Below are 23,422 nucleotides of genomic sequence, written 5' to 3'. Positions count from 1 at the left end.
GGAGGTAGCCCGGATGTGTCGTGCATACTCATGCAGCGCGCCCTTGACCATCCGATCTTCTCAGCGACAGCCGCTCATGCCGCCGTCGACGAACAGCTCCGCGCCTGTGATGTATCGGCCGGCGCGCGAGCATAGGAAAATACACAGGCCTGCGATGTCGTCGGCGTGGCCGAGGCGGGCGAGGGGAATGCGTCCAAGTAGTTCTTGCGTCTGGTCTGCGTCGCTGCGAATGTGCGCCGTCATCTGTGTCGGGAAATATCCCGGTACCACGACATTCACGGTGATGTGACGTTCTGCCAGCTCAGCTGCCAGCACACGGGAAAGATGGTGAATCGCTGCCTTGCTCGCCGAGTAGGAAAATGCATCGATGCGCTCGACCACGCTACCGGCGAGCGATCCGATGTTGATGACGCGAGACGGATCTTCCTCGGAACCCGCGGCTTGGAGCAGCGGCAGTAGCTCACGCACCAGCGTGAACGGGCCTTGCACGTTCACCGCGAAGACCGGAGTCCACGCCTTGTCGGGAAAGCGCTCGAGCGGGGCGCCCCACGTCTTGCCGGCGTTGTTGATGACAGCGTGCAAGCGCGGTTCACGCGATTTGATCTCCTCCGCGAGCGCGACCGTCGCTTCCGGGCTGACCAGATCGGCGGCAATGGCGCGACAATCGCCAAGTTGCCGCAACTCGGCTTCGGCCGTCGCCGCTGCGTCGGCTTTACGCGATGTGACATAGACTCTCGCGCCGGCTCGTAACATGCCCTCGGCGATCATGCGACCGAGGCCATGCACGCCCCCGGTGATGAGCACGGTCTTTGCGCTGATGTCGAATAGATGACTCATGACATGCTGACGACAATCTTCCCCATATCATGAGAATTTTCGAGCGCCAGCAGAGCGTCTCGTGCACGCTCGAGTGTGAAGCGCTGATCGATGACGGGCTGCAATCGATGCTGCGCAACGAAGGCGAGCATCTCCTGGAAATCCGCCAGCGTGCCCATGGCCGTACCCAGCAGGCTGGCGTGTCGCAGGAACAGATCGGGGGCTGAGAACTGAGTATCGACGCCGCCGGTGGATCCATAAATCACGACCCGAGCGCCCATGTTCAAACAGCGGATGTATTGCGACAGCGAGCTGGCCGGGGCACCGTCGATGACGACATCGATACCGCCCGCGAGTTTCCCGAGCTCCTTGCCCCACTTGTCTTGTTTGTAAACAACGCCGCCGGCCGCACCCAGCTGTTCGGCTCTACGAATCTTCTGCTCGGCGCCGCTCGTTACGAACACCTTACCGTCCATGGCGATCGCGAATACGCACGCTGCAACGGCTACACCACCGCCAATGCCGGTGATGAGAACAGTCTCGCCCGCAGCCAGATTGGCCTTTACGCGCAATGCGCGCCAGGCGGTGAGCCCCGCTGTCGGCAGGCATGCTGCCTCTTCGAAGCTCAACGACGCGGGCTTATCGAAGGCGTTCTCGACCGGCACACATATATATTGTGCGAGCGTCCCGGGTAGGGGCATGCCGTAGAGCGCGAAGTTCCTGCTGGGATACTTGGGATTGTCGCCCCAGCCGCGGCCAGGGTAGAGCACGACTTCGCGGCCGATGTGCGTCCGGTCCACGCCGGCGCCGACAGCTTCGACGATGCCAGCGCCGTCAGCGCCGAGCCCCGAAGGCAACTTCATGCCGGGATACTGGCCGCGACTGATCCATAGCTCGCGATAGTTCAAGGATGCCGCGCGCAGAGCGACGCGAACTTCACCGGGACCAGGCGCGGGCTGATCGATGTCTTGTAGCTCGACCGAGCCGGGCCCATCCGTCTTTGTGAGCATCAATGCTTTCATGCGCGCGCTCCCATGAGCAACTGTGCCTGAGCGCTGACCGCGGGGCCGCGGCCGTCGACGTTCAGCCACGTGTCGCAGGTAATTCGTTTGCCACCGTCAGCAATCGCGGTAATGCGTCCGCTGGCTTCTACAGAGTCCCCACCGAAAACATTTGCCAGGAAGCGCGCATCCAACTGCAGCAGCTGTGCACCTGGAAACGCCGCATGGAGCATGTTGATGATGTACGCGAGGTTGGCGGGGCCTTGGTTGATCACGCGATCGCCCAGACCGAGCTTTGCCACCGCGGATGGATCGAGATGAATCGGATTGGGATCGCGCAGTGTTTCGGCCAGCCGCCGCATGTTCTGCGGGTTGACTGACTCGATGCGCCAGACAGGCAAGGTGTCGCCCACTGTCATCATGAGAGGGTCCGCCGTGGCAAGATCCAGGTATTGGTGACTTCCAGCACGGGTTCTCCAGAGGCGCGGCTCAAGGTGAGTCGATATTCGAGCACGTCCATCGTGCCGAGCTTCTTGCTTTGCTTGCGAGTCAGGCCGAGGATCTCGCCGCTGACCCGATAAGTCTCGTCGGTACGCAGGGCCGAAAGATAGCGAGCGTTGCTGCTGCCGAGCATCGGGCCGTCCGCCGCGTCGAATTCACAGAGAGCCAGCAACCCGTCGACGCTCAGGCCCATGCCGGACTGAGTGGCGATGTATGAATAGATCTCGTGGGCGCGTCCGTCGCCATGCGGGTTCGTATGCAACGCCTCGCAGAGGGCGCGATTCTCTTCGGCCGTGATTCGATATTCGCCACCGGGCAGGCGCGTGCCCGCCACTGCAGGCGGTAGGTCGTTACTCATATCAGAACGAACGTGGCAGGCCGAGGCTTTCGGCGATCACATTCCGCGCCATCTCGTTGGTGATGGGACCGATGCGCCAGAGCCGCGAGTCGCGCCAGTAACGCTGCATGTCGGTCTCGGCCGAATAGCCCATGCCGCCGAGAATCTGAATGCCGAGATCCGCGGCGCGGTTGGCATACTCTGATGCAGTGACCTTGAGCATGCTCGACTCCATGTGAGCGTTGCGGCCGTTACTTTGCAGCCAGGCGCAATGAAGCAGCATCAATTCGACCTGCTGCCGCCAGGTGGCAATGTCGGCGATGTAGTGTTGCAGGGCCTGGAATTCGCCAATGAACTTGCCGAACGCCTTACGCTGCTTGACGTAGTCGAGCGCGTCCTCGAGCACACCGTCGATCACGCCGAGACAGAACGCGGCGACCATGATGCGCTCGTTGTTGAGCGTCGGCAGAAGCATGTACCAGGCGTTGCCGGGCTCGCCCAGCACGAGATCGTCCGGTACGAACACATTCTCCAGGTGCACCGTGCACGATCCCATCGAGCGCATGCCGAGCTTCGGCAGCGCAGTGATCTTCACGCCGGGCGACTTGGCCGGCACCCAGAACAAGCTCACTCCGTGATGACGTTTGCTCACATTTCGGTCGGTGCGCGCGAGCAGCAGCAGATAGTCTGCAACATGCGCCGATGAGCTCCAGATCTTTTCGCCGTTCAGAATCCAGCCGCCGTCGCCACGCACACCTTCGGTGCGCAGAGCGCCGAGCACGTCGGTTCCCCCGCCGGGCTCGGTGAAGGCGATGGCCGCTCGTAATTTTCCTGCGGTGATTTGCGGCAGGAATTTTTCCTTCTGCGCCGGCGTGCCGTATACGCCGATGGATTTGCCGCCGGCGAAAGAAGTGATGCCCCAGATCCAGGCCAATCCGCCCAGCGAGCGAGCCAGCTCGCGAGCCAGGATCATTTGCATGTAGAGGTCGCCGCCCTGGCCGCCGTAGCGCTCGTCGATGCCGACGCCGTGAAAGCCGGCCTCGGTGAATTTGTCCCACAGCTCGAACGGATAGTTGTGCTCGTCCTGTTCGAGCTTGCGTGCCCAGCTCTTGGGTACTTCCCGGTCCACCCATTTGCGGATCATGTCGCGAAAGCTCGAATGTTCTTCCGATAGTTCGAAGTTCAACACGCTGGTTCCCGACTGGGTTGTTGCGATGGCGGCAGTGTCGAGCGGCGGGGCATGGCCATCACCTATCGAAAGATAGCGCTACAGCGATGGATTGCCGTTCAGTGTCCGGCCATGAGCGAACCGATCATGAGTCTGGAAGCCATCAACGAGCGTGGGCGGGATCGAGGATTGCGGCCGTGGATGTTCGCGTCCACAGCGCGGCAGGCAAATTGCTGGCGAGCGGGCGCTGCGTCTACGCGGTCGCCCGGTGAGCGCCTAGGACGCGATCAAGCCGAATTGGCGCGCCCGCTCCACGGCGCGTTGCCGGCGCCGTGTGCCGATCTTGTCGTAGACCTGCTGTAGATACCACTTGATGGTGCCTTCGGTCATGCCGAGACGTTCCGCCACTTCCTTGTTACGCAGACCCGAGGCAACGAGGCTCAGAATCTCTCGCTCGCGTTGACTGAATCGACCGTACAGGCCTTCGTCGGTCGTGGCGTCATCCGCTGTTGCGCGTGGGGTGCGATGATCGCCGCCATCGAAAGCGGTCAGCAGCTCATCGGCAAACGCATCGGTTGGATGTGTGGACTGTGAAGGCTCGACGCTCTCCAGCAGGGTGCGCATGATCGCGCCTTCATCGATGAAACTGCGCAGGCATCTTACAGTAGCGCCGTGGGTAAGGGCTTCGCGCAGAGAACGTTGTGCCGCAAGCTTGTTGCCACTGATGTAGTGGATGCAAGCGAGGAGAATGTCCCAACGAACCAACGATAGCGTCGCGCCACGAGCAGCGCAGAAGCTGCGCCACTGGCGTGCAACGGTCGCTGCTTCGAACAGATGATCCGTGGCGCATGCCAGGCGAACCCAGATGCGCGCTCGATATTCGTCGCGGGTGGTAAAGGCATCGCCCGGTGCCGGCGCACGGTCGGTGATCGAGATGCCATGCAGGGCCGCGTGACGCGTGGCTTCGTCGGGCTGACCCGCTTCGATCAGCAAACGCACGCGCTCGGCCAGCAGCGCAAGCTTCAATCGTTCCAGATCGCGCTCGACCGCGATGCTCATGCCCTCGTCGAGGTTCTGAAGCGCGGCCGGGATGTCACGCCGTGCGTGGAGGATTCGAGTGCGCGTGACGAATGCAGAAACGAGTTGATCGACGAAGCCGTAGTCAACCGCTGACGGCATGGCCTCGTCGATGAGCTCGGCGGCCAGGTCGACCTCGTTGTTCTCGAAAACGAGATGGGCCAGCGGCAATGAGCACACTGCGGTCGCGGAAGAATGACGGCCACTATAGCGAACGCCTTCCTCCCGGCCCTGTTCCAGCAGCGCCCTCGCCGCGGCGGTCTTGCCGGCCAGAAGCAGAAACGGTCCCATGCCTGCCTGCAAACCGACGGCGGCGGAGCTATAGACCGAACGTTTCAAGATGCCTTGGGCAGTCGCGAACAGCTTCTCGTAGTCCGAGAGCTTGTACTGATCGCGCCGGGCGGCGAGCAGGTGACCGTAGATCGTTCCCTTCAGATAGGGATGCTGTTCTTCCGGATACTCCTCGAGCAGGTGCTGGCAACGACGCTCCACTTCGGCCATTCGATCGCGCGCCGCGGTCAGCACCATTTCACGATGCAAATGCAGATATCGCAGGCGCCGCAGCTCCGTCGGCGGCAGTTCGTTGGCGCCGGTCATCTCATCCAGGCGCCTTCCGGCGATACCGATCAAGTTGTCGGCTTCTTCGAAGTGCAGGGCGCGGGTTTGTCGCCAGGCAAGTGTGAGAAGCACGCCGGGATAGCGATGCAGGATGTCCCGTGGAATCTGCTCCGCGAACTTTGCGACCAGGCGAACTTTGCCGACGTAGGTGAGCTCCTGGCAGCGTCGCTCCAGAAGCTCGGCGGCGCGCGCAGGCGCTTCGGCTTTGAGCGCATGTTCGATGGCGTCGACCGGTGAGCCCGTCTCCCAGAACCAGTCGCTCGCGCGCAGGTGCAGCTCGCGGTGGGCAAGCGCGTCGTATTCATGCAGACGCCGCTGCAGGAACGTCGCGAACAGATGATGATATCGATGCCAATGCCGTTCCTGGTCCAGTTGCAAGAGGAACAAACCGCGTTCCTCGATTTCGTATAACTGACGCCGAGCGTCGGACTGGCCGGTTACGGCCTCGCACAGCGCCGGGCAGAAACGATCGAGAATGGACGTCTTGAGCAGGAATTCGCGCACTTGCTGAGGTTGCGAGGAGAATACTTCCTCGGCGAAGAAATCCGACACGGAGCGATTGCTGCCGCCGAAGGTCGCGAGCATTTCCTTCGGCGCAGTGCCGCGTCGTAACGCGAGCGTCGCAAGCTTCAGGCCGGCAATCCAGCCCTCGGTGCGCTGTTGCAGCGTCGAGAGATCTTGCTCGTCGAGCGCCGGGTGCTCGGCTCGTTCGATGAAGTGGCGGGTTTCATCGAAAGTGAATTTCAGATCTTCCGCCTGGACTTCGTGCAGGTGACCTCGTGCCCGTGCGCGCGCCAGGTGCAGATCGGGCAGTGAGCGCGAAGCGGTGATGAAACATGTCGTGGGCGGCGCTTGTTCGATCAATCGACCCAGCGCGTGGATGGGCTCGGACGCCAGCACGTGAGCGTCATCGATGAATAGATAGACGGTGCCGCCGTTACGTTCCAGCGCTTGGATGATCACGCGCGTCAGGAATTCGCTGGAGGGGAAGACGTCGGTGCGCAGGATGCGCTCCAGACGCGGCTCGAGCGACACGCCCGCATCGGACAAGGCGGCCGCAATGTAGGTAAGCATGCCGACCGTGTCGCCGTCGGATGGATCGGCGGTGAACCAGCCGCACGCACGGCCCGACGAAGTCAGCGTGCGATACCACTGTGACAACAGGGTGGTCTTGCCGTAACCCGCGGGCGCGAGCACGACGGTGAGGCCTGCGTGTTCGGCTTCATCGAGCCGTTTCAACAGGCGCGGCCGCTCGATCAGAGTAGCGGGCTCGGTCGGCGGCGTCAGCCGCGTTCGAATAATTCCCACAGCGGCTCCCCCCGGATACCGTTGTCGATCATCGTCTCTGCAGCATCATACCTCACAGCGAGTTGGCTTGAAGCCTGCGATACAAGCCGAGACGATCTCGAATCACTCGACCGCCCACGATGCGTCCGTCGCGCACCGTGACGATGCCGGTCATATGCAAGAACGCGGCTCGGCCAACGTTCGCGCCTTGGGCGAAATCCGCCAGCAGCCGGCCGGATTGAGTGATTCGAAACGCAACCTGTTCGCCGGCGGAGAAAAAATCGTCGATGACAGCGCCGTCAGGTTGCAGAATCTTCTGCAGCGGCGCGCCGGTCCACGCGTCGTCGAACACGATACCCGACACTGCCGTGAGATCGCCACGCGTCAGCACCTCGCGAACGATGTGTTCCGCAGCGCGGTTCTCCGGTTGCGGTGAAGTGTCCCAGGGCGCCAGCGCAGGCGCCTCGATGGGTTTCGGGTGACCGCTCGCAAGCTGTTCGCGCCGCGAGTAGTAGTCCTGTTCGACGTAGTTTTCGGTCAGTCGTTCGCCGTCCCACTTGTACAGCCCGATGCCGCCCCATGCCGCCAATGCACCGTTGTGACGTCGCGAGGCGCCGTGCTCGGAGAAACGCAGGCTCAGGCGCGTACCGTTGGTCACGATCTCGTTGACGGTCAGGCTCAGACCCGGGAACTGTTCGAATTGTTTGCGGGTGGCCGGCTTGTAATGACTGTCGCGTCCGGTCAGATCGTAGGTGCCCATGTGCAGCGTGTAGCCGGGGACCATGATCTCGTCGCAAACGGTGAAGTCGTGACGATTGGTGTAGTCGTAGACATAGCGGCGCATCAGCGCCACGAACTTGTTCATGAAGAATCTCAGCTGTCGAAGCGCACGTGCAAAGGTCGGAACGAGCGCATGAATAAATTCGCGAAGCGTGGCGGCTCGGCGTCCGGAGCGATCGCATTGTGATCGGGCAACTCATCGACATCCCCGTCGGCGCCGGCGGAGCAGGGCCCGCCAGGCTGAGGCGCAGCCTGCGATTGCGCCTCGGCAGGGACACCTATCGAACGATAGGCCCTCCTGTTGCGGGCCTGCGGTTAGCGTCCGTCTCCATGAACAGGCCAGATATCAGCGGAAATCGCCCGGATTCGGGCGGCATGGCAGCGAAAATCGCCGACTTGCGCGCCCGGCAGCGGCGCGCGCGCGAGATGGGGGGCGAAGAGGGACTGCGCCGACATCGGGCGTCGGGTCGGCTGCCGGTGCGCGAGCGGATCGAAATGCTGGTGGACGAGGGCACCTGGTTCGAGATCGGCGCCCTCGGTCTGCCCGAACGACGCACCGAAAGGTTTGTTCCGGGCGATGCGGTGGTCACCGGATTTGCTCGCCTCGATGGTCGTCGCGTCGGTGTGCTCGGCATCGATTCGAGTGTGCTCGCCGGCACCACGGCGCCGACCAGCATGCGCAAGCAGGGCCGGCTGATCGAGATGGCCCAGCGTTTCGGCTTTCCAGTGGTGCTGCTGTGTGATGCCGATGGCGGCCGCATCCCGGACGTCATGGGTTGGCGCTTCAGTCATCTGCCGCTGGATTTCAAGACGTTTGTGAAATCGCCCGAGGGTCAGGCCCCGGTGCCGCGCGCTGCGGCGATTCTTGGTCCCTCGTACGGCGACTCCGCGTTACATGCGTCCACTTCGCACTTCGTCGTGATGGTGAAGAGCGGCTCGGTGGCGCTGTCCGGGCCGTCGGTGGTGTCGGCCGCGATTGCTCAAGAAGTCACCGATGAGCAACTCGGTGGCCCGGCCGCGGCGCTGTCGGTCGGCAATGCATTGCTCGCGGTCGATGACGAACGCGAGGCGATGGATGCAATCGCGGCCTTTCTTTCTTTTCTGCCGGCGAATGCCTCGTTGCCTGCGCCGGTGGCGCCGGCCCGGGCGCCGGCGCGCTCGCCTGCAGAACTCGCGACGATCGTGCCGACCGGATCGAAAACCGCATACGACATGAATCAAGTGATCGAAGCGATCGCCGATGAGGCCAGCATCCTGCCGTGGGGCGCGGAGTGGGGACCCAGCCTGATCTGCTCGCTGGCGCGCATCGACGGTTATCCCGTGGGCATCGTTGCGAACCAGCCGCTGATCGGCGCGGGCGCGCTCGATCCGCATGCGCTACGCAAGGAACATGACTTCGTGCATCTGTGCGACACGTTCAACGTGCCGCTGCTGTTTCTGCACGACGTGCCCGGGTTGTTGATCGGTACCGAAGCAGAGCGCAACGGCATCCTGCATGCGTATGAGAAGCTGGTGTCGCGCATCGCCGATGCCAAAGTGCCGAAGATCGGCGTCGTGATTCGCAAGGCCTACGGCGGCGGACATTTCGCCATGGGCGGACGGCCGACACATCCGAGCTTCCAATTCGCCTGGCCTACTGCCGAGATGGGCTTCATGGCGCCCGAGGCTGGCGTGCAAACCGTGTATCGACGGCGTTTGGAGCAAGTGGCGCGCGAGCAAGGCGAAGCCGCCGCTGCTGAGCTGGCGGCACAGTTGACGCAAGAGTGGACGACGGAGTCCGAGCCTTGGGAAGCAGCCGCGCATCTGGCGCTCGATGACGTGATCGAGCCGGCACAGACCCGCGATGTGATCTCGCAAGCCATCGACATCGCGTGGGGAGATCGGCCGGTGCGAGTGACGGGGCGCTGGTGATGAGCCGGCCGGTCGACGCGTTGTTTCAACCGTTCACGTTGAACGGACTGCAACTGCCAAATCGCATCGTCATGGCGCCGATGACTCGCTGGCATTCGCCGAACGGCGTGCCGGGCCCGGACGTCGCGGCATATTACCGTCGGCGTGCCGCCAACGATTGCGGCCTCATCATCACGGAAGGCACGACGGTAGACCATCCGGTCGCATCCTACTCCGTGCGAGTTCCTCAGTTTCACGGCGCTGCATTGCCTGCATGGCGTGCGGTGGTGGAGCAGGTGCACGAGGTCGGCGGCAAGATCATGCCGCAGCTCTGGCACGTCGGCATCTGCAGGCATCCATCGCAGGATTACCCGAACAAACATCTGCCGAGCCTGAGTCCGTCGGGATTGTTTCTACCGGAAAAACGCCCGGTCGCGTCACCGGCCAGTCAGGAAGAGATTCGTAGTGCGATCCAGGCATTCGCCCGCGCCGCGCTCGCGGCTCGCGAGCTGGGCTTCGACGGCGTCGCGATTCACGGCGCGCATGGGTACTTGTTCGATCAGTTCTTCTGGGCGCCTATCAATCGGCGGGACGACGAGTACGGTGGCGACGTAGTCGGACGCACGCGTTTCGCAGTGGAGACATTGCAGGCGATGCGCCGCGAGGTGGGCCACGATTTCCCGCTGATCTTCCGCATCTCGCAGTGGAAGGAGCAGGACTACACCGCGAAGCTGGCGCGCACGCCGGAAGAGCTGGGCGAGTTGTTGAAGCTGCTGGCCGATGCCGGTGTCGATGCTTTCGATTGCTCGCAACGACGTTACTGGGAACCGGAGTTTGCCGGCTCGACGCTGAATCTCGCCGGCTGGGCCAAACGACTCACGGGCAAACCGTCCATGACGGTCGGCAGCGTCGGCTTGTCCAAGGAACTGGTCACGCGGGGCGAGCAGGCATTGGGCCAGCATGCCGAGGTCGCAAACATCGATCCACTGATCGAGCGGCTCGAGGCAGGCGAGTTCGATCTGGTCGAGGTCGGTCGCGCATTGCTTGCCGATTACGAATGGGCACGCAAGGTGCGCGCGCAGCGGTTTGATGAGCTGCGGCCGTACTCGCCGCAAGCGTTGGAGAAGTTGTTTTGAGGTTGCTGATTGCCAATCGCGGCGAAGTGGCCGTTCGTATCATTCGCGCCTGTCGCGAGCTAGGCGTCCGAGCCATCGCCGTTTATAGCGACGCCGATGCGGGCGCATTACACACGCGCCTCGCGGATGAAGCGCATCGGCTCGGGCCGGCGCCCGCACGACAGTCGTATCTCGATATCGACAGGATCGTGGCCGTCGCACGTGAGAGCGGCGCAGACGCTGTGCATCCGGGCTATGGGCTGCTCAGTGAGAACGCCGATTTCGCGCTAGCCGTGCTCGAAGCTGGCTTGCGCTTCGTGGGACCCGAGCCGGGAACCATTGCGCAGATGGGCGACAAGGTCGCAGCGCGGGATGCTGCTCGCCGTAGCGGCGTGCCACTACTGCCCGCGTCCTCGGGCGTAATCAAAGACGCGTCCAGCGCAATGGAGATTGCCGAGCACGTCGGATATCCATTGGTCGTGAAGGCATGCTTCGGCGGTGGCGGGCGAGGCCTGCGCATCGTGCGAGCCCCCGATGAGCTTGCAGCCGCTCTGCAAGCAGCGGGACGAGAGGCCAATGCCGCATTCGGCAGGAGCGAGGTCTACCTCGAGCGGTACATCGCATCCGCTCGCCACGTCGAAGTGCAAGTGCTCGCGGATTCGCACGGTCACGTCTTGCACCTGGGCGATCGGGATTGCTCGGTTCAACGCCGGCATCAGAAACTGATCGAAGAGGCACCAGCGCCCGCATTGTCCGCATCGCTGCGTTCGGCCATTGTTACGGCTGCGGTCCGGCTGGCCAAGGATGTCGGCTACCGCAGCGCCGGCACGGTCGAATTCCTGGTCGATGTAGCTGCCGAGCGATTTTATTTCCTGGAGATGAACACGCGCCTGCAGGTGGAGCACGGCGTGACCGAGCTGGTTACCGGAGTGGACATCGTCGCCGAGCAGATACGAATCGCTCGCGGCGAGCCGCTCCGCTTTTCCCAGCAGGATGTGCAGATTCACGGGCATGCCATCCAGGCGCGCATCGCGGCCGAAGATCCGTGGGAGGAATTTCAGCCGCGGCCGGGGCGCATAGACGCATTGTCGTTGCCGCAAGGCCCGTGGTTGCGACTGGATTTCGGCGTCGAAGCGGGCGATACCGTGGTCAGTCACTACGACTCGATGTTTGGTAAGGTGCAGTCGTGGGGACCGGATCGAGAGACAGCCCGGATTCGCCTGCGCGCCGCGCTGGGGGCATTGACGGTGAGCGGGGTGATGACCACTGCGCCTTACTTGCGAGAAGTGCTCGGCCAGTCTGAGTTCATCGCGGTGACGCACGACACAGGTTCGGCGGAGCGTAGCTGGCGTCCGGAAGAGGCGACGCGCCCGCCGCTCGAAACGGCCCGGCAGGCATCGAACAGCGCCGCGCCCGTTGCGACTGGAACCGAGCGCCGAGTTCGTCTATCTACCACTCAGGGACCGATCGAGGTTGCTGTCTTTGGCCCGCGACGCGAGCAGCGTGTGCTTCGGGCAGCGAGCGGCAATCCTCGATCCACGGATCAGAACAAGCCGGCATCGGAGCCGGTGGCGCCACTTGCAGGCGCCGTCGTCGCTGTCTGCGTCGAAGCGGGCGAGGCGGTGGCCAAGGGCGCAGTGCTCGTCATTCTGGAAGCGATGAAGATGGAACTGCCGGTCGTCGCGCCGCGCGCAGGCACAGTCGAAGCTGTGCTCGTCGCCGTGGGCGATGTGACGAGCCGAGGCAGTTTGTTGGTGCGACTTGCTACGGGGGAGTCATGAGCTCGCAACGAATTGCCCTGGTCACGGGAACCAGCGGCGAGTTGGGCGCCGCCATCGCGATGCGGCTGGCAAGCGAGGGCTACGACATTGCCGGCCTGGACTTGCGTGCACCGCCCGTCGCCGGTTCGTGGCGGCACTATTCCTGCGACCTCAGCGATCTTGCAGCAGTGAGTACGACGCTCGAACAGATTCGCCGCGAGCTCGGTCCGCTGCGGCTGCTGGTGAACAATGCGGCGTACTACAATCCGGTGTCGCTCTGGGAGCTGTCGCCCGAACAGATCCAGCGCACCATGGCGGTGAACGTGACCGCGGTGATGTATCTGTGCCAGCAGGTTGCGAAGCAGATGAAGGACACCGGCGGCGGCAACATCGTCAACATCGCTTCAATTGCCGGCCGCTCCGGCAGCTCGCAGATCGACTACGGTGCATCCAAGGCGGCGGTCATCAACATGACCGCAACGCTCGGGCGACTGCTCGCCGAACACAATATTCGAATCAATGCCGTTGCGCCGGCGTTGATCGACGCCGGCATGGGCAAAGTCCTGCCTGCGGCGGTGAAGGAGAAGTATCTGCAGAACACGCCGCTTAGACGGGCCGCTCACCCGCGCGAGATTGCGAACGTCGTGGCGTTTCTCTCCAGTGATGAAGCCAGTTACGTCACTGGCAGTACAGTCGATGTGAATGGCGGGTTGTGAGCATGAGCAAGCCGGTCAATTCTCCTCCGCACGGTGCGCTGCTTCGTCAGCAGGCGGCGATCCACGGCGAGCGCGTTTGTGTCATTGTCGATGACGAGAGCCTGACCTATGGGGAGCTGCTGAACCGCGCCCGGGCATTGGCCCGCGGAATGTATGCCTGCGGCATTCGCAAGGGCGATCGCATCGGCGTGTTCATGCCGAACTGCACCGAGTTCTTTGTGGTGCACTTCGCGATCCAGTTGCTCGGCGCCATTACTGTCACGATCAATGCGCGCTACAAGAGTCATGAGCTCAAGTACGCGCTGGGATTCTCGGACATCCGCCTGTTGTTCACCACGGATCGCATCGATGAACACGTGAACTTCGGCGATTTGCTGTGGCAGACGCTGCCCGATCTCTCTCTCGGTCAATCTGAAGGTCGCCTGCATGTCGCCGATGCGCCTCGTCTGGAGAACATCATCCTGGTAGGCAGCAGCGAACGCACGCCGTTCATATCGTTGGCGCAGCTTACCGCGCAAGCTGGCAATGTGTCCGATGCGGAGCTTGAACAGTGCGCGGCTTCGACGACGCTGGACGACATCGCGGTGGTGTTGTTCACGTCGGGAACGACAGCGGCGCCGAAAGCGTGTCAACTCACTCATCGGGGCATCTATCAAACATGGGTGAACACCTATCCGGATGCGGTGAATTTGCAGCCGGGCGAGAAAGTGTGGGTGCCCATGCCGTGCTTTCACGTCGGCGGCATCGGGCTCACGGCGACGGCAGTCTCGCGCGGTGCCGCTTTCGCAACGTCCATTCATCACGAGGCCGCGGCGGCGCTGCGCCTGATCCGCAATCATCGCATCGAGCATTTGTATCCTGGATTCTTCACGCTGATGCTGCCGGTGCTGCGCGAGCCCGACTATGACGAGGCGGCGTTCGCCAACGCGCGCAGCATGGTGGCGGTCGCCCCGCATGAGACCCACATGCTGATGAAGGAGTATCTGCCGCCGGATATCCTGACGTTGCAGCTGTTCGGCATGACGGAAGCCTGCGGTTACGTGTCCTTCACGCGAGCCGATGCGCCCGAGGAGAAGCGGCTGCGCACCAATGGAACGCCGATCGAAGGCGTCGAAGTGCGCATCATCGACGAGCAGGGCAACCTGGCGCCGCCGGGAGTCCAGGGCGAGATCCAGTTTCGTGGACCGAACTCGTTCCACTCTTATTACAAGGACGAAGCCGCGACCCGAGCGACCATTCTCGAAGGCGGCTGGGTGCGGACCGGAGATTGCGGCATGCTCGATGCCGAGGGATTCGTGTACTTCCTCGGTCGTATCAAGGACATGCTGAAGGTGGGTGGCGAAAACGTCGCGGCCGCGGAGATCGAAGCGTTTCTCGGCCGGCATCCTGCCGTAAAAATGACCCAAGTCGTCGGCAAGCCGGACGAATACTATGGGGAAGTCGCCGTCGCATTCGTCGAACTGCTGCCGGGCAAGCACGCTGATGCCGCCGAGCTGATCGCTTTCTGCAAGGGGCGGCTGGCGAGTTTCAAAGTGCCGCGCGAAGTACGTTTCGTGACCGAGTGGCCCATGTCCGCGACCAAGATCCAGAAGTTCAAGTTGCGCGAGCAACTGCGGGCTGCTGGAGCATGACAAGCGGGTCATCATCACCGGATGTGGCAGCGGGATCGGGCTGGCGGTTGGGGCCACGCGCCAGCTTCATCAGCGGCGTGACCTGATGGGCGATGGCGGCGCGAGCCTGATGTTCATGACGATGACAGGCGCTGGCAGCGCGCACGACGTGTGATCATTTCTTGCGGCGGTCGATGAAACTGCGGACCCGCTGCCGTGTCTCCGCCGAGCTTTGCAAGACCGTGAGCGCTTCGACCGAGTAATCGAACTCGGTACGCTCGATGCCTCGATTGATCAGACGCTTGCCGACGGCGTGAGCGAGCGAGGAGTTTGCCGCCACTTTCTGCGCCAGCGCGATTGCGCTCGGCAGCAGATCGGCGTGCGGCACCACTCGTTGCACCAGTCCGGCCCGCAAAGCCTGCTGAGCATCGAGCGTCTCGCCTGCCATCACCATCAGCTTGGTCATCTGTCGCCCGATGACCTGAGGCGCACGTAACACTCCGTAGCCAGGCACCAGTCCCAACGCAGCTTCGGGCATGCCGAACGTGGCGTGATCGGAGGCGAGGACGATATCGCACGCCAGCGTGAGCTCGCAGCCGCCACCCAGCGCCAGGCCGTTGACCGCGGCGATCACTGGCACCGGGCAATTCTCCAACGCCGCAAAGCCCTCCATTGCATCGATCTGATAGCAACGCCTGCTTGCCAGCGTCGTCAGCGCGGCGAAACCGGCGATGTCGCCACCGGCGCAGAATGCTTTGTCACCCGCACCGGTGAGCACGATAGCGCGAGTCTGCTCGTCTCCGGCGAGCTCATCGAGCACACGCCGCAGATCTCCCCAGAACTCCGCTGTGAGCGCATTGTGTTTCTCGACGCGGTCGATGGTCAGCAGCGTGACGGCGCCATGACGGGCGATGGCAAGCTGGCCCGCGCGTCGATCGGGAGTGTTTGGATTGCTCATGAGGATCTCAGGAACTGTAGCACCGCGGCGCCGAAGGCATCATTGGCCGGAAGGACTCGCGAACCTCATCGGCAAAATGAATCTTCAGCTGCGGCGGCATCGCGGCCACCATGCCAAGCCGAGCCTGCGCTGTTGCCTATCTAAAGATAGAAGACCCGGTCCGCCCGCCCTGCGCAAGGTGCGTCAGGTTTCCAGCCGTTGGGGCGGGCATTCTATGTGCGCTTCTACCCGGGGGCATGGCGTTGATCGTCATCGTGCTCTACGCGTTGCCGGTGTGGATGCCGTCCTTCTTGATGCGCGCACACGGCGCTGTAGCCGCACTACCGTCGCGCGTTGGAGCACAGCCGTGACGTGTAGGCTAGTCCGGCCTATCTTTGGGTAGGTTTGCCAGTCGCAGGGAGGGCCTAGTTTCGTATCCATTAGAAAGCCCACATCGCTCATCTGGGGCGTGCATGTCGGCTATGACCTTTAAAGCATCATGACAGACGCATTTATATTCGATCATGCGCGAACGCCCCGTGGCCGTGGACGGCCTGACGGTTCGCTCCACGAAATCGCCTCGGTGCAGTTGGCGGCGCAAGTGTTGCAGGCACTGGCCGAGCGCAACGACCTCGACACTTCCTTGATCGACGACGTCGTGCTCGGTTGTGCCCAGCCCGTGGGCGAGCAGGGCGGGAACATCGGCCGGGCCGCCGTGCTCGCGGCAGGCTATGACCAAAGTGTCGCGGGTCAGCAGGTCCATCGCTTCTGCGCGTCGGCGCTCGAAGCGGTGAATTCAGCAGCCGCGCAAGTAATGACGGGTGCGGCCGACGCGGCCATTGGCGGCGGCGTGGAGTCGATGTCGCGAACTGTCATGGGAGCGGACAGTGGCGCGTGGTCGGCCGATCCGTGGGTCGCTTATCACAATTACTTCGCGCCGCAAGGCATTGGCGCGGACATGATCGCAACGCTGGATGGGTTCTCTCGCGAAGATGTCGACGACTATGCGGTGGAAAGTCAGCGACGCGCGGCAGTGGCGTGGCAACAAGGACGATTCAACAAAGCCATCGTGCCCGTGCGCGATTTGATCGGTGAGGTGCTGCTGGATCGCGACGAGCATATGCGCCCTGACACGACGCGTGAGGGATTGGCGAAGCTCAAGCCGTCGTTCGTCGGCTTGGGGCAGATGGGGTTCGATGCAGTCGGCACGCAACGCTATCCGCAGATCGAGTCCATTCGGCACGTACACCACGGCGGCAATTCCAGCGGCATCGTCGACGGCGCCGCTGCCGTGCTCGTCGGCAACGAGAGTTTCGGCGAGCGCACCGGCATGAAGCCGCGAGCGCGCGTGAAGGCATTCACTTCCATCGGCAGCGAGCCGACCATCATGCTGACCGCGCCGTCGGCGGTAACTCACAAGTTGCTGAAGCGCTGTGGCATGTCGCTCAAAGACATCGATCTGTTCGAGATCAACGAGGCGTTCGCGGCCGTCGTGTTGAGATACATGCGTGCGCTCGACCTCGACCCACAGAAAGTCAATGTCAATGGCGGTGCCATCGCCATGGGGCATCCGTTGGGTGCGACCGGCGCCATCATCATGGGCATCGCGCTGGATGAGTTGGAGCGGCGTGGGTTGGGTACTGCCTTGATCACTTTGTGCGCGGGTAACGGCCTCGGCACCGCCACGATCATCGAAAGGGTTTGACGGATGAAGACGTTGCGGTTGGAAGTCGATGCCGACGGCATTGCCGTGATTACGCTGGATGCCGCCGACAAGCCGATGAACGTGGTGTCGCCGCAATTCATCGACGAGATGATCGCGGCCATCGAGCGCATCGCCGGGGATGCGACCATCAAAGGGGCCATCATTACCTCCGGCAAGCCCGCGTTCATGGCCGGTGCCGATCTCAAATACATCCTTGGAATTGCAGGCGGCGCGCTCACGCACAAGCAGGCTTATGCCTTCAGCCAGAAGCCTTCGGTGCAGATGCATCGTCGGCTGGAAACGTGCGGCAAGCCGTTCGTCGCGGCGATCAACGGGCTGGCGCTGGGCGGCGGCTATGAACTGGCGTTGGCCTGTCATCATCGCGTCATCGTCGACGATCCGAAGGCGGTCGTGGGCCTGCCCGAGGTCACCGTGGGTCTGCTGCCAGGTTCCGGCGGCACGCAGCGCCTGGCGCGCATGATCGGCTTGGAAAAGGCGGCCTCGCTGCTGCTGGATGGGCGCAGTGTGCCGCCAGCGGAAGCCTTGCAGCTGGGCATGGTCGATCAAGTCGTACCAGAGTCGCAGTTGTTGGCTACCGCTCGTCGCTGGCTGCAAGGCGCACCCGGTGCTGTACGCGACTGGGACGTCAAAGGCTATCGCAGCAGCAACGGTTTGTTGAATCCCGCGGTCGTCAAGGTGATGAGCGAGCGGCCGGCGCAAATCGCTGCCCAGACGCGTCGCAATTATCCTGCGCCGATCGCCATTCTGGATTGTTTGTTCCAGGGCATGCTGTTGCCCTTCGACAAGGCGTTGCAGATCGAGTCCAAACATTTTGCGCGCCTGCTGTGCGATCCGGTGGCCAGAAATCTGATTCGCACCTCGTTCGTCAATCGCGGCGAGGCGGGCAAGCTGGCGCGGCGGCCACGCGATGTTGCCAAGTCGGCGGTCACTCGCCTGGGCGTGCTGGGCGCCGGCATGATGGGCTCGGGGATCGCGTATGTGGCAGCACGAGCCGGCATCGAGGTGGTGTTGCTGGATAGCTCGCTCGAGCTTGCGGAGAAGGGCAAGCAGTACTCGGCGAAGCTGCTGGACAAAGCGGTTGAGCGAGGCAAGCGCAGCAGAGCCTCGGCCGATGCCATTCTCGCGCGGATCAAGCCGACCACCAGCTATGAGCATCTCGCCGGTTGCGAGCTGATCATCGAGGCAGTGTTCGAGGACGTAGCGGTGAAGGCGGACGTAACCAAGCGTGCCGAGGCTGTGCTCGACAACTCGGCGATCCTCGCCAGCAACACTTCGACGTTGCCGATCGGGCGGCTGGCCGAGGCATCGAGCCGGCCGGCGCAGTTCATCGGTTTGCATTTCTTCTCGCCGGTCGATCGCATGCCGCTGGTGGAAGTCATCGTCGGGGCACGCACCAGCCAGGAAACCATCGCGAAGTCGCTCGATCTGGTTGCTCAGCTGCGCATGACGCCGATCGTCGTCAATGACAGCCGCGGCTTCTATACCAGCCGCGTGTTCCAGACGTTCATCCATGAAGGCATGAGGATGCTGGAGGAGGGCATCGAGCCTGCGCGCATCGAGAATGCCGCGATTGCTGCTGGATTTCCCGTGGGGCCGCTGGCGCTACTGGACGAGGTGACCATCGAGCTGCCCTGGAAGATCGTGCAAGAGGCCGAGGCCGCGCTCGGTGCGGACTTCGTGCGTCCCTGTGCTTACGACGTGATGAGACGCATGCTCCATGAGATCAAGCGGCCGGGGCGGAAGCATGGCGGCGGCTTCTATGAGTATCCGGCGGGCGCTGCGAAACATTTGTGGCCCGGTCTGTCGGCCGCGTTTCCGCCGGCGCGCAAACAACCGGCAGCCGAAGAGATTGGCAACAGGTTGCTGTACATCCAGGCGATCGAGACGGCGCGCTGTCTGGAAGAAGGCGTCATCACTCATCCGGCCGATGCCGATGTGGGCGCGCTGCTGGGATGGGGATTTCCGGCGTGGACCGGCGGCCCTCTCTCGCTCATCGAGACGGTAGGTCTGGAGAGATTCGTGGCCGAGGCAGAGCGTATGGCCTCTGCGTATGGTGCCCGCTTCGCTCCTTCGGACTGGCTGCGAGCACGAGCCGAGCAGGGCGAGACGTTCTATGAAGCTGCGTTACCGCGCACCGCTGCCGCTTGAATCATGCGGCGACTGATCTTCGAGCCCGAGCACGACGAGTTCCGGCAAACGGTCCGTCGTTTCTTTCGCAGCGAGATCGGCCCGCACGCCGAGCGCTGGCGCGAGCAGGGACACGTCGATCGCTGGGCTTATACCAAGGCCGGCGAGCAGGGCTATCTGCTGATGTGGGCCGATGAGAAATATGGCGGCGCCGGCGTCGAGGATTTCCGCTACGAGCAGATCGTCTACGAGGAGAACATTCGTCACGGCGAGCCGGGCTTCTATATCAATCTGCATTCCGGGCTGGTGGCGCCTTACATCGATGGCCTGGGAACCGAGGAGCAGAAGCTGCGCTGGTTGCCAAAGTGCGCCAGCGGAGAATTCATCCTTGCAGTGGCCATGACGGAACCAGGCGCAGGCAGCGATCTGGCGGGCATGAAAGCGACGGCAGTCGAGCAGGCCGATCACTGGTTGCTCAACGGCTCGAAGACGTACATCTCCAACGGACAACTGGCCGACTTGATCATCGTTGCCGCACGCACCGTGCCCGAGCAGCGCTACGGGATCGGACTATTCGTCGTCGAGGCGGACATGCCGGGCTTCAAGCGCGGCAATCGTCTGCAGAAGATGGGCTTGAAAGCGCAGGACACCTCGGAGTTGTTCTTCGACAACGTGGCCGTGCCGAAGCGCAACGTGCTCGGCGATCCCGCCAGAGGCTTCGCTTTCCTGCAGCAATTTCTGGTCGGCGAGCGCTTGATAGCGGCCATCGACTCGATGGCCGCGGCGCAGACCGCTTTCGACATCACACTCGAGTTCATTCAGAACCGCCGCGCGTTCGGCCGGCCGGTGGGAATGTTTCAGAACAGTCGCTTCGTCATGGCCGGATTGCGCGCCGAGATCGACGCGGCACAGGCGTTCGTCGATCAATGCGTGCTCGAATACAACGCGGATCGACTGACAGCTGACGAGGTCGCCGGCGCCAAGTTGGTGGCGAGCGAAGTCGAAGGGCGCGTGGTCGACGCCTGCGTGCAGCTTCACGGCGGCGCAGGATACATGGACGAGTATCGCATCAGCAGGATGTACACCGAGGCGCGCGTGTCCCGCATCTTTGCGGGCAGCTCGGAAATCATGAAAGAGATCATCGGCCGCAGCCTGGGGCTCGATGAGCGCAAGCTGAAATAAACAAATCGTCGTAACTTGGGAACGAGCATTTGGTTCGTATCGCGTACATTTTCATTGTTGAGCACGGCGCAGCGTTCGAAGGAGCATCGAACGCACGCCCGGGCGTGCGCGCATTGGCGGCGCATGCGTCGCTACAAAACTGCAACGCGTTATACTTTTCTTGACCAGCCCGATGTAGATGAGTTAGAAATGAACCCGTCGAAGCACCCATGGATAACGCCATCGCCCGCGCAGATCGGACGAGGCCGGTACAAGGACAGAGCGGTTCGTTTGCCGCCGACAAGACGACGATCGACAGAGGGGGGGTGATGATCACGCGAGCAGTCGCACAGCCGCTGCATTCGGCGGCAGGTCGATTCCTTGAGCGCGAGCACGACTTGCTCATCGCGGGTACGCGTTGCGCCGCCGTGAGTGGTGAGCGCTTCGAGACACGCAATCCCGCAAACGCTCAGGTGATCGCTCACGTCGCGAGAGCTGGCAGCGAAGACATTGATCGCGCTGTTAGAGCTGCGCGTGCTGCGTTCGAAAGCGGTGCCTGGTGCGACATGTCGGCCGCGTCGCGTTCCCGACTGCTCCTCGAGTACGCCGACCTGCTCGAGCAGAACATCGACGAGCTGGTCGATCTGGAAGTGCTCGATAACGGCATGCCGAAGGGCTTTGCTCAGTGGGGCGTCGCGGCCTCCGCCGCGTGGCTGCGTCACTTCGCAGGCATGACGAGTCGCGCTATCGGCCAGAACACTTCGGCCGCGTTGTCCGAAAGCGGTTCGAGATTTCATTCGTACACCGCGCTCGAGCCCGTCGGCGTCGTGGGCCTGGTCATTCCCTGGAACGGCCCGATCGCAACTTTCATGATCAAAGCGGCACCGGCGCTCGCGGCCGGCTGCACTTGCATCGTCAAGCCCGCCGAGGACACGCCTCTCACCGCGCTACGACTTGGCGAGCTTGCTTTGGAGGCGGGCATTCCCCCGGGTGTACTGAACGTAGTCCCTGGCTATGGCGATGCCGGCGCGGCGCTCGTCGCACATCCGGGCGTGGACAAGATCTCTTTCACCGGATCCACGGCAACCGGCAAGCAGGTATTGAAGTCGGCGGCCGACAGCGTCAAGCGAGTGACGCTGGAGCTCGGAGGCAAGTCGCCATGTGTCGTGTTTGACGATGCGGACATGGACAAGGCGATCCCTGGGGCCGCGATGGCGATCTTCGCGAATTCCGGACAGGTGTGTTTCGCAGGCTCGCGCCTGTATGTGCAGCGTCGCTCCTTCGAGCGCGTGGTCGAAGGTGTGGCAAATTTCGCGAAGTCGTTGAACGTGGGTTCCGGGTTCGATGCCGCAAATCAGATCGGGCCGCTGGTCTCCGCGAGGCAATTGAAGCGCGTCACCGACTACATCGCGCTCGGTGAGCGCGAAGGCGGTGAGATCGTTGCCGGCGGTAAGAGGGTGGGTGACGAAGGATTCTTTATCGAGCCGACCGTGTTCACCAATCTCGCGGCCGGTGCGCGAATCACGCGTGAAGAAATATTCGGGCCGGTGGTGGTGGCAACGCCGTTCGATGACTTCGAGGAAGTCGTGGCACTGGCGAATGACACGAACTACGGGCTCGGCGCCGGGATCTTCACGACCAGCCTGGACAAAGCACACACGCTCGCCAGCCGGCTGCGGGCCGGCAATGTGTGGATCAACTGCTATGGCGTGACACATCCATCGATGCCCTTCGGCGGCTACAAGGAATCCGGCATCGGTCGCGAGATGGGTGACGAGGGATTCAAGGCATTTCTGGAGTCGAAGGCCGTGTACGTCGCTCTCGGCAACCCTTGAGCGAGCGACCGTGACACAGATGAAAACACCGAAGATTCCCGCCGCCGACGTGCGCTCCTTTCTCGACGCTACTGCGGGGCAGCCGCCGCTGCGTTCGATGGCGATCGCCGATGCGCGCGCTGCCGTCCGCCAGATGCCGGCTCTTCTCGACTCGCCTCCCGATCCTTCAGTCAAGAGCGACGATGTCTCTTTGCGCATCGACGGCACTCGTCAGTTGCGTGCCCGCGTCTTTGTGCCCGAAGGAATGACGGCAGCCGGCCCGAGCATTGTCTATTTTCATGGCGGCGGCTGGATCACGGGCGATTTGGATACCTACGACAGTGTGTGCCGAGCCATTGCAGCGCGCACCAGATTGCGGCTCGTCAGCGTCGATTATCGGCTCGCCCCCGAAGCGAGATTCCCGGCGGCGTACGAGGATGCATTGGCCGCGACTCGGCTGTTGCTCTCAGCGCGCAATCCCATCTTTTCCAAGACCGATGGCGTGATCCTCGCCGGCGACAGCGCAGGCGGCGGGCTCGCGGCGGCGGTGGCTCATGAACTGCGTGGTGATTCCGGTGTGCGCGCTCAATTGCTGCTGTATCCAGTTCTCGATGTCGCCGGGCGCGGCAGCTCGTATTCGGAATGCGCCGAGGGCTATCTGCTCGAAGCGGCGGACATGGAATGTTTCATCGAGGCCTACGTCCCCGATCATACGCAACGAAGTGACTGGCGCTGTTCGCCGCTGCTCGCGGAGTCCTTCGAAGATCTGGCGCCACTTGCGCTGCTCGCGTGCGGCTTCGACCCGCTGCGAGATGAGGGCCGTCACTATGCGGCGAGTTGTTCGAAGGCCGGCGTCAATGTGCATTTCGTCGAGGCGCCAGGCCACATCCACGGCATTGCGATGCTCAGGCTCGCCATTCCGTCGTCCCAGGAGATTCTCGATCGCGCGTGTGCCGGACTGATGGCACTGCTGTAGCAATA

Annotated in this window: 18 protein-coding genes; 10 read left to right on the top strand and 8 right to left on the bottom strand. The window is 62.8% G+C overall.

What is annotated here, in order from left to right; translation table 11 throughout:
• Window positions 1-60: 60 nt before the first annotated feature.
• From VGE08_RS00365 to VGE08_RS00335, 7 genes are all read right to left on the bottom strand, one after another.
• Window positions 61-837 (bottom strand): SDR family oxidoreductase, encoded by a 777-nt coding sequence (locus VGE08_RS00365; protein WP_331065854.1) that lies wholly within the window; start codon window positions 835-837, stop codon window positions 61-63.
• Entirely contained in the window at window positions 834-1,838 is a 1,005-nt protein-coding gene (locus VGE08_RS00360) for a zinc-binding dehydrogenase (RefSeq protein WP_331065853.1), read from the bottom strand. The genes VGE08_RS00365 and VGE08_RS00360 overlap by 4 nt, the downstream gene beginning before the upstream one ends.
• A complete protein-coding gene (locus VGE08_RS00355; protein ID WP_331065852.1) occupies window positions 1,835-2,239 on the bottom strand; it encodes a MaoC family dehydratase in 405 nt (134 codons plus the stop codon). Before VGE08_RS00355 ends, VGE08_RS00360 begins: the two co-directional genes overlap by 4 nt.
• Window positions 2,236-2,676 carry a hypothetical protein gene (locus VGE08_RS00350; protein ID WP_331065851.1) on the bottom strand — a complete coding sequence of 147 codons (441 nt, stop codon included), beginning with the start codon at window positions 2,674-2,676 and terminating at the stop codon, window positions 2,236-2,238. The genes VGE08_RS00355 and VGE08_RS00350 overlap by 4 nt, the downstream gene beginning before the upstream one ends.
• 1 nt (window position 2,677) lies before the next feature.
• Window positions 2,678-3,841, bottom strand: coding sequence for an acyl-CoA dehydrogenase family protein (locus tag VGE08_RS00345; protein ID WP_349258587.1), 1,164 nt, complete (start codon window positions 3,839-3,841; stop codon window positions 2,678-2,680).
• A 258-nt stretch (window positions 3,842-4,099) separates the two neighbouring features.
• Window positions 4,100-6,826: a LuxR C-terminal-related transcriptional regulator gene (locus VGE08_RS00340; RefSeq protein WP_331065849.1), complete on the bottom strand. Its 2,727-nt coding sequence runs from the start codon at window positions 6,824-6,826 to the stop codon at window positions 4,100-4,102.
• A gap of 52 nt (window positions 6,827-6,878) precedes the next feature.
• Window positions 6,879-7,670 (bottom strand): nuclear transport factor 2 family protein, encoded by a 792-nt coding sequence (locus VGE08_RS00335; RefSeq protein ID WP_331065848.1) that lies wholly within the window; start codon window positions 7,668-7,670, stop codon window positions 6,879-6,881.
• Window positions 7,671-7,960: 290 nt separating this feature from the next.
• Here VGE08_RS00335 and VGE08_RS00330 point away from each other — a divergent pair, with 290 nt between their 5' ends.
• The 5 genes from VGE08_RS00330 to VGE08_RS00310 are packed head-to-tail and all read left to right on the top strand — an operon-like array spanning window position 7,961 to window position 14,697.
• Window positions 7,961-9,496, top strand: a complete 1,536-nt coding sequence (locus VGE08_RS00330) for an acyl-CoA carboxylase subunit beta (RefSeq protein WP_331065847.1) — start codon at window positions 7,961-7,963, stop codon at window positions 9,494-9,496.
• Window positions 9,496-10,611: an NADH:flavin oxidoreductase gene (locus VGE08_RS00325; RefSeq protein ID WP_331065846.1), complete on the top strand. Its 1,116-nt coding sequence runs from the start codon at window positions 9,496-9,498 to the stop codon at window positions 10,609-10,611. Before VGE08_RS00330 ends, VGE08_RS00325 begins: the two co-directional genes overlap by 1 nt.
• Window positions 10,608-12,371 (top strand): acetyl-CoA carboxylase biotin carboxylase subunit, encoded by a 1,764-nt coding sequence (locus VGE08_RS00320; RefSeq protein WP_331065845.1) that lies wholly within the window; start codon window positions 10,608-10,610, stop codon window positions 12,369-12,371. The genes VGE08_RS00325 and VGE08_RS00320 overlap by 4 nt, the downstream gene beginning before the upstream one ends.
• Window positions 12,368-13,066 carry an SDR family NAD(P)-dependent oxidoreductase gene (locus VGE08_RS00315; RefSeq protein WP_331065844.1) on the top strand — a complete coding sequence of 233 codons (699 nt, stop codon included), beginning with the start codon at window positions 12,368-12,370 and terminating at the stop codon, window positions 13,064-13,066. Before VGE08_RS00320 ends, VGE08_RS00315 begins: the two co-directional genes overlap by 4 nt.
• 2 nt (window positions 13,067-13,068) lie before the next feature.
• Window positions 13,069-14,697: a class I adenylate-forming enzyme family protein gene (locus tag VGE08_RS00310; protein WP_331065843.1), complete on the top strand. Its 1,629-nt coding sequence runs from the start codon at window positions 13,069-13,071 to the stop codon at window positions 14,695-14,697.
• A gap of 154 nt (window positions 14,698-14,851) precedes the next feature.
• On the opposite strand, the gene VGE08_RS00305 is transcribed toward VGE08_RS00310, so the two are convergent.
• Window positions 14,852-15,634, bottom strand: a complete 783-nt coding sequence (locus tag VGE08_RS00305) for an enoyl-CoA hydratase/isomerase family protein (RefSeq protein ID WP_331065842.1) — start codon at window positions 15,632-15,634, stop codon at window positions 14,852-14,854.
• Window positions 15,635-16,112: 478 nt separating this feature from the next.
• Between VGE08_RS00305 and VGE08_RS00300 the strand changes: the two genes are divergently transcribed.
• From VGE08_RS00300 to VGE08_RS00280, 5 genes are all read left to right on the top strand, one after another.
• Window positions 16,113-17,318, top strand: coding sequence for an acetyl-CoA C-acetyltransferase (locus VGE08_RS00300; protein ID WP_331065841.1), 1,206 nt, complete (start codon window positions 16,113-16,115; stop codon window positions 17,316-17,318).
• Between the two features lie 3 nt (window positions 17,319-17,321).
• A complete protein-coding gene (locus VGE08_RS00295) occupies window positions 17,322-19,487 on the top strand; it encodes a 3-hydroxyacyl-CoA dehydrogenase NAD-binding domain-containing protein (protein WP_331065840.1) in 2,166 nt (721 codons plus the stop codon).
• A 3-nt stretch (window positions 19,488-19,490) separates the two neighbouring features.
• Window positions 19,491-20,648, top strand: coding sequence for an acyl-CoA dehydrogenase family protein (locus VGE08_RS00290; protein WP_331065839.1), 1,158 nt, complete (start codon window positions 19,491-19,493; stop codon window positions 20,646-20,648).
• A 308-nt stretch (window positions 20,649-20,956) separates the two neighbouring features.
• Window positions 20,957-22,462: an aldehyde dehydrogenase family protein gene (locus VGE08_RS00285; RefSeq protein ID WP_331065838.1), complete on the top strand. Its 1,506-nt coding sequence runs from the start codon at window positions 20,957-20,959 to the stop codon at window positions 22,460-22,462.
• A gap of 19 nt (window positions 22,463-22,481) precedes the next feature.
• Complete coding sequence (locus VGE08_RS00280; protein ID WP_331066073.1) at window positions 22,482-23,417, top strand: alpha/beta hydrolase; 936 nt, start codon at window positions 22,482-22,484, stop codon at window positions 23,415-23,417.
• Window positions 23,418-23,422 lie beyond the last annotated feature (5 nt).

Source organism: Steroidobacter sp. (assembly GCF_036406195.1).
Lineage (GTDB): Bacteria > Pseudomonadota > Gammaproteobacteria > Steroidobacterales > Steroidobacteraceae > Steroidobacter.
Note: the sequence above shows the minus strand (reverse complement) of the source record. Positions and strands in the feature narration are given on the sequence as shown.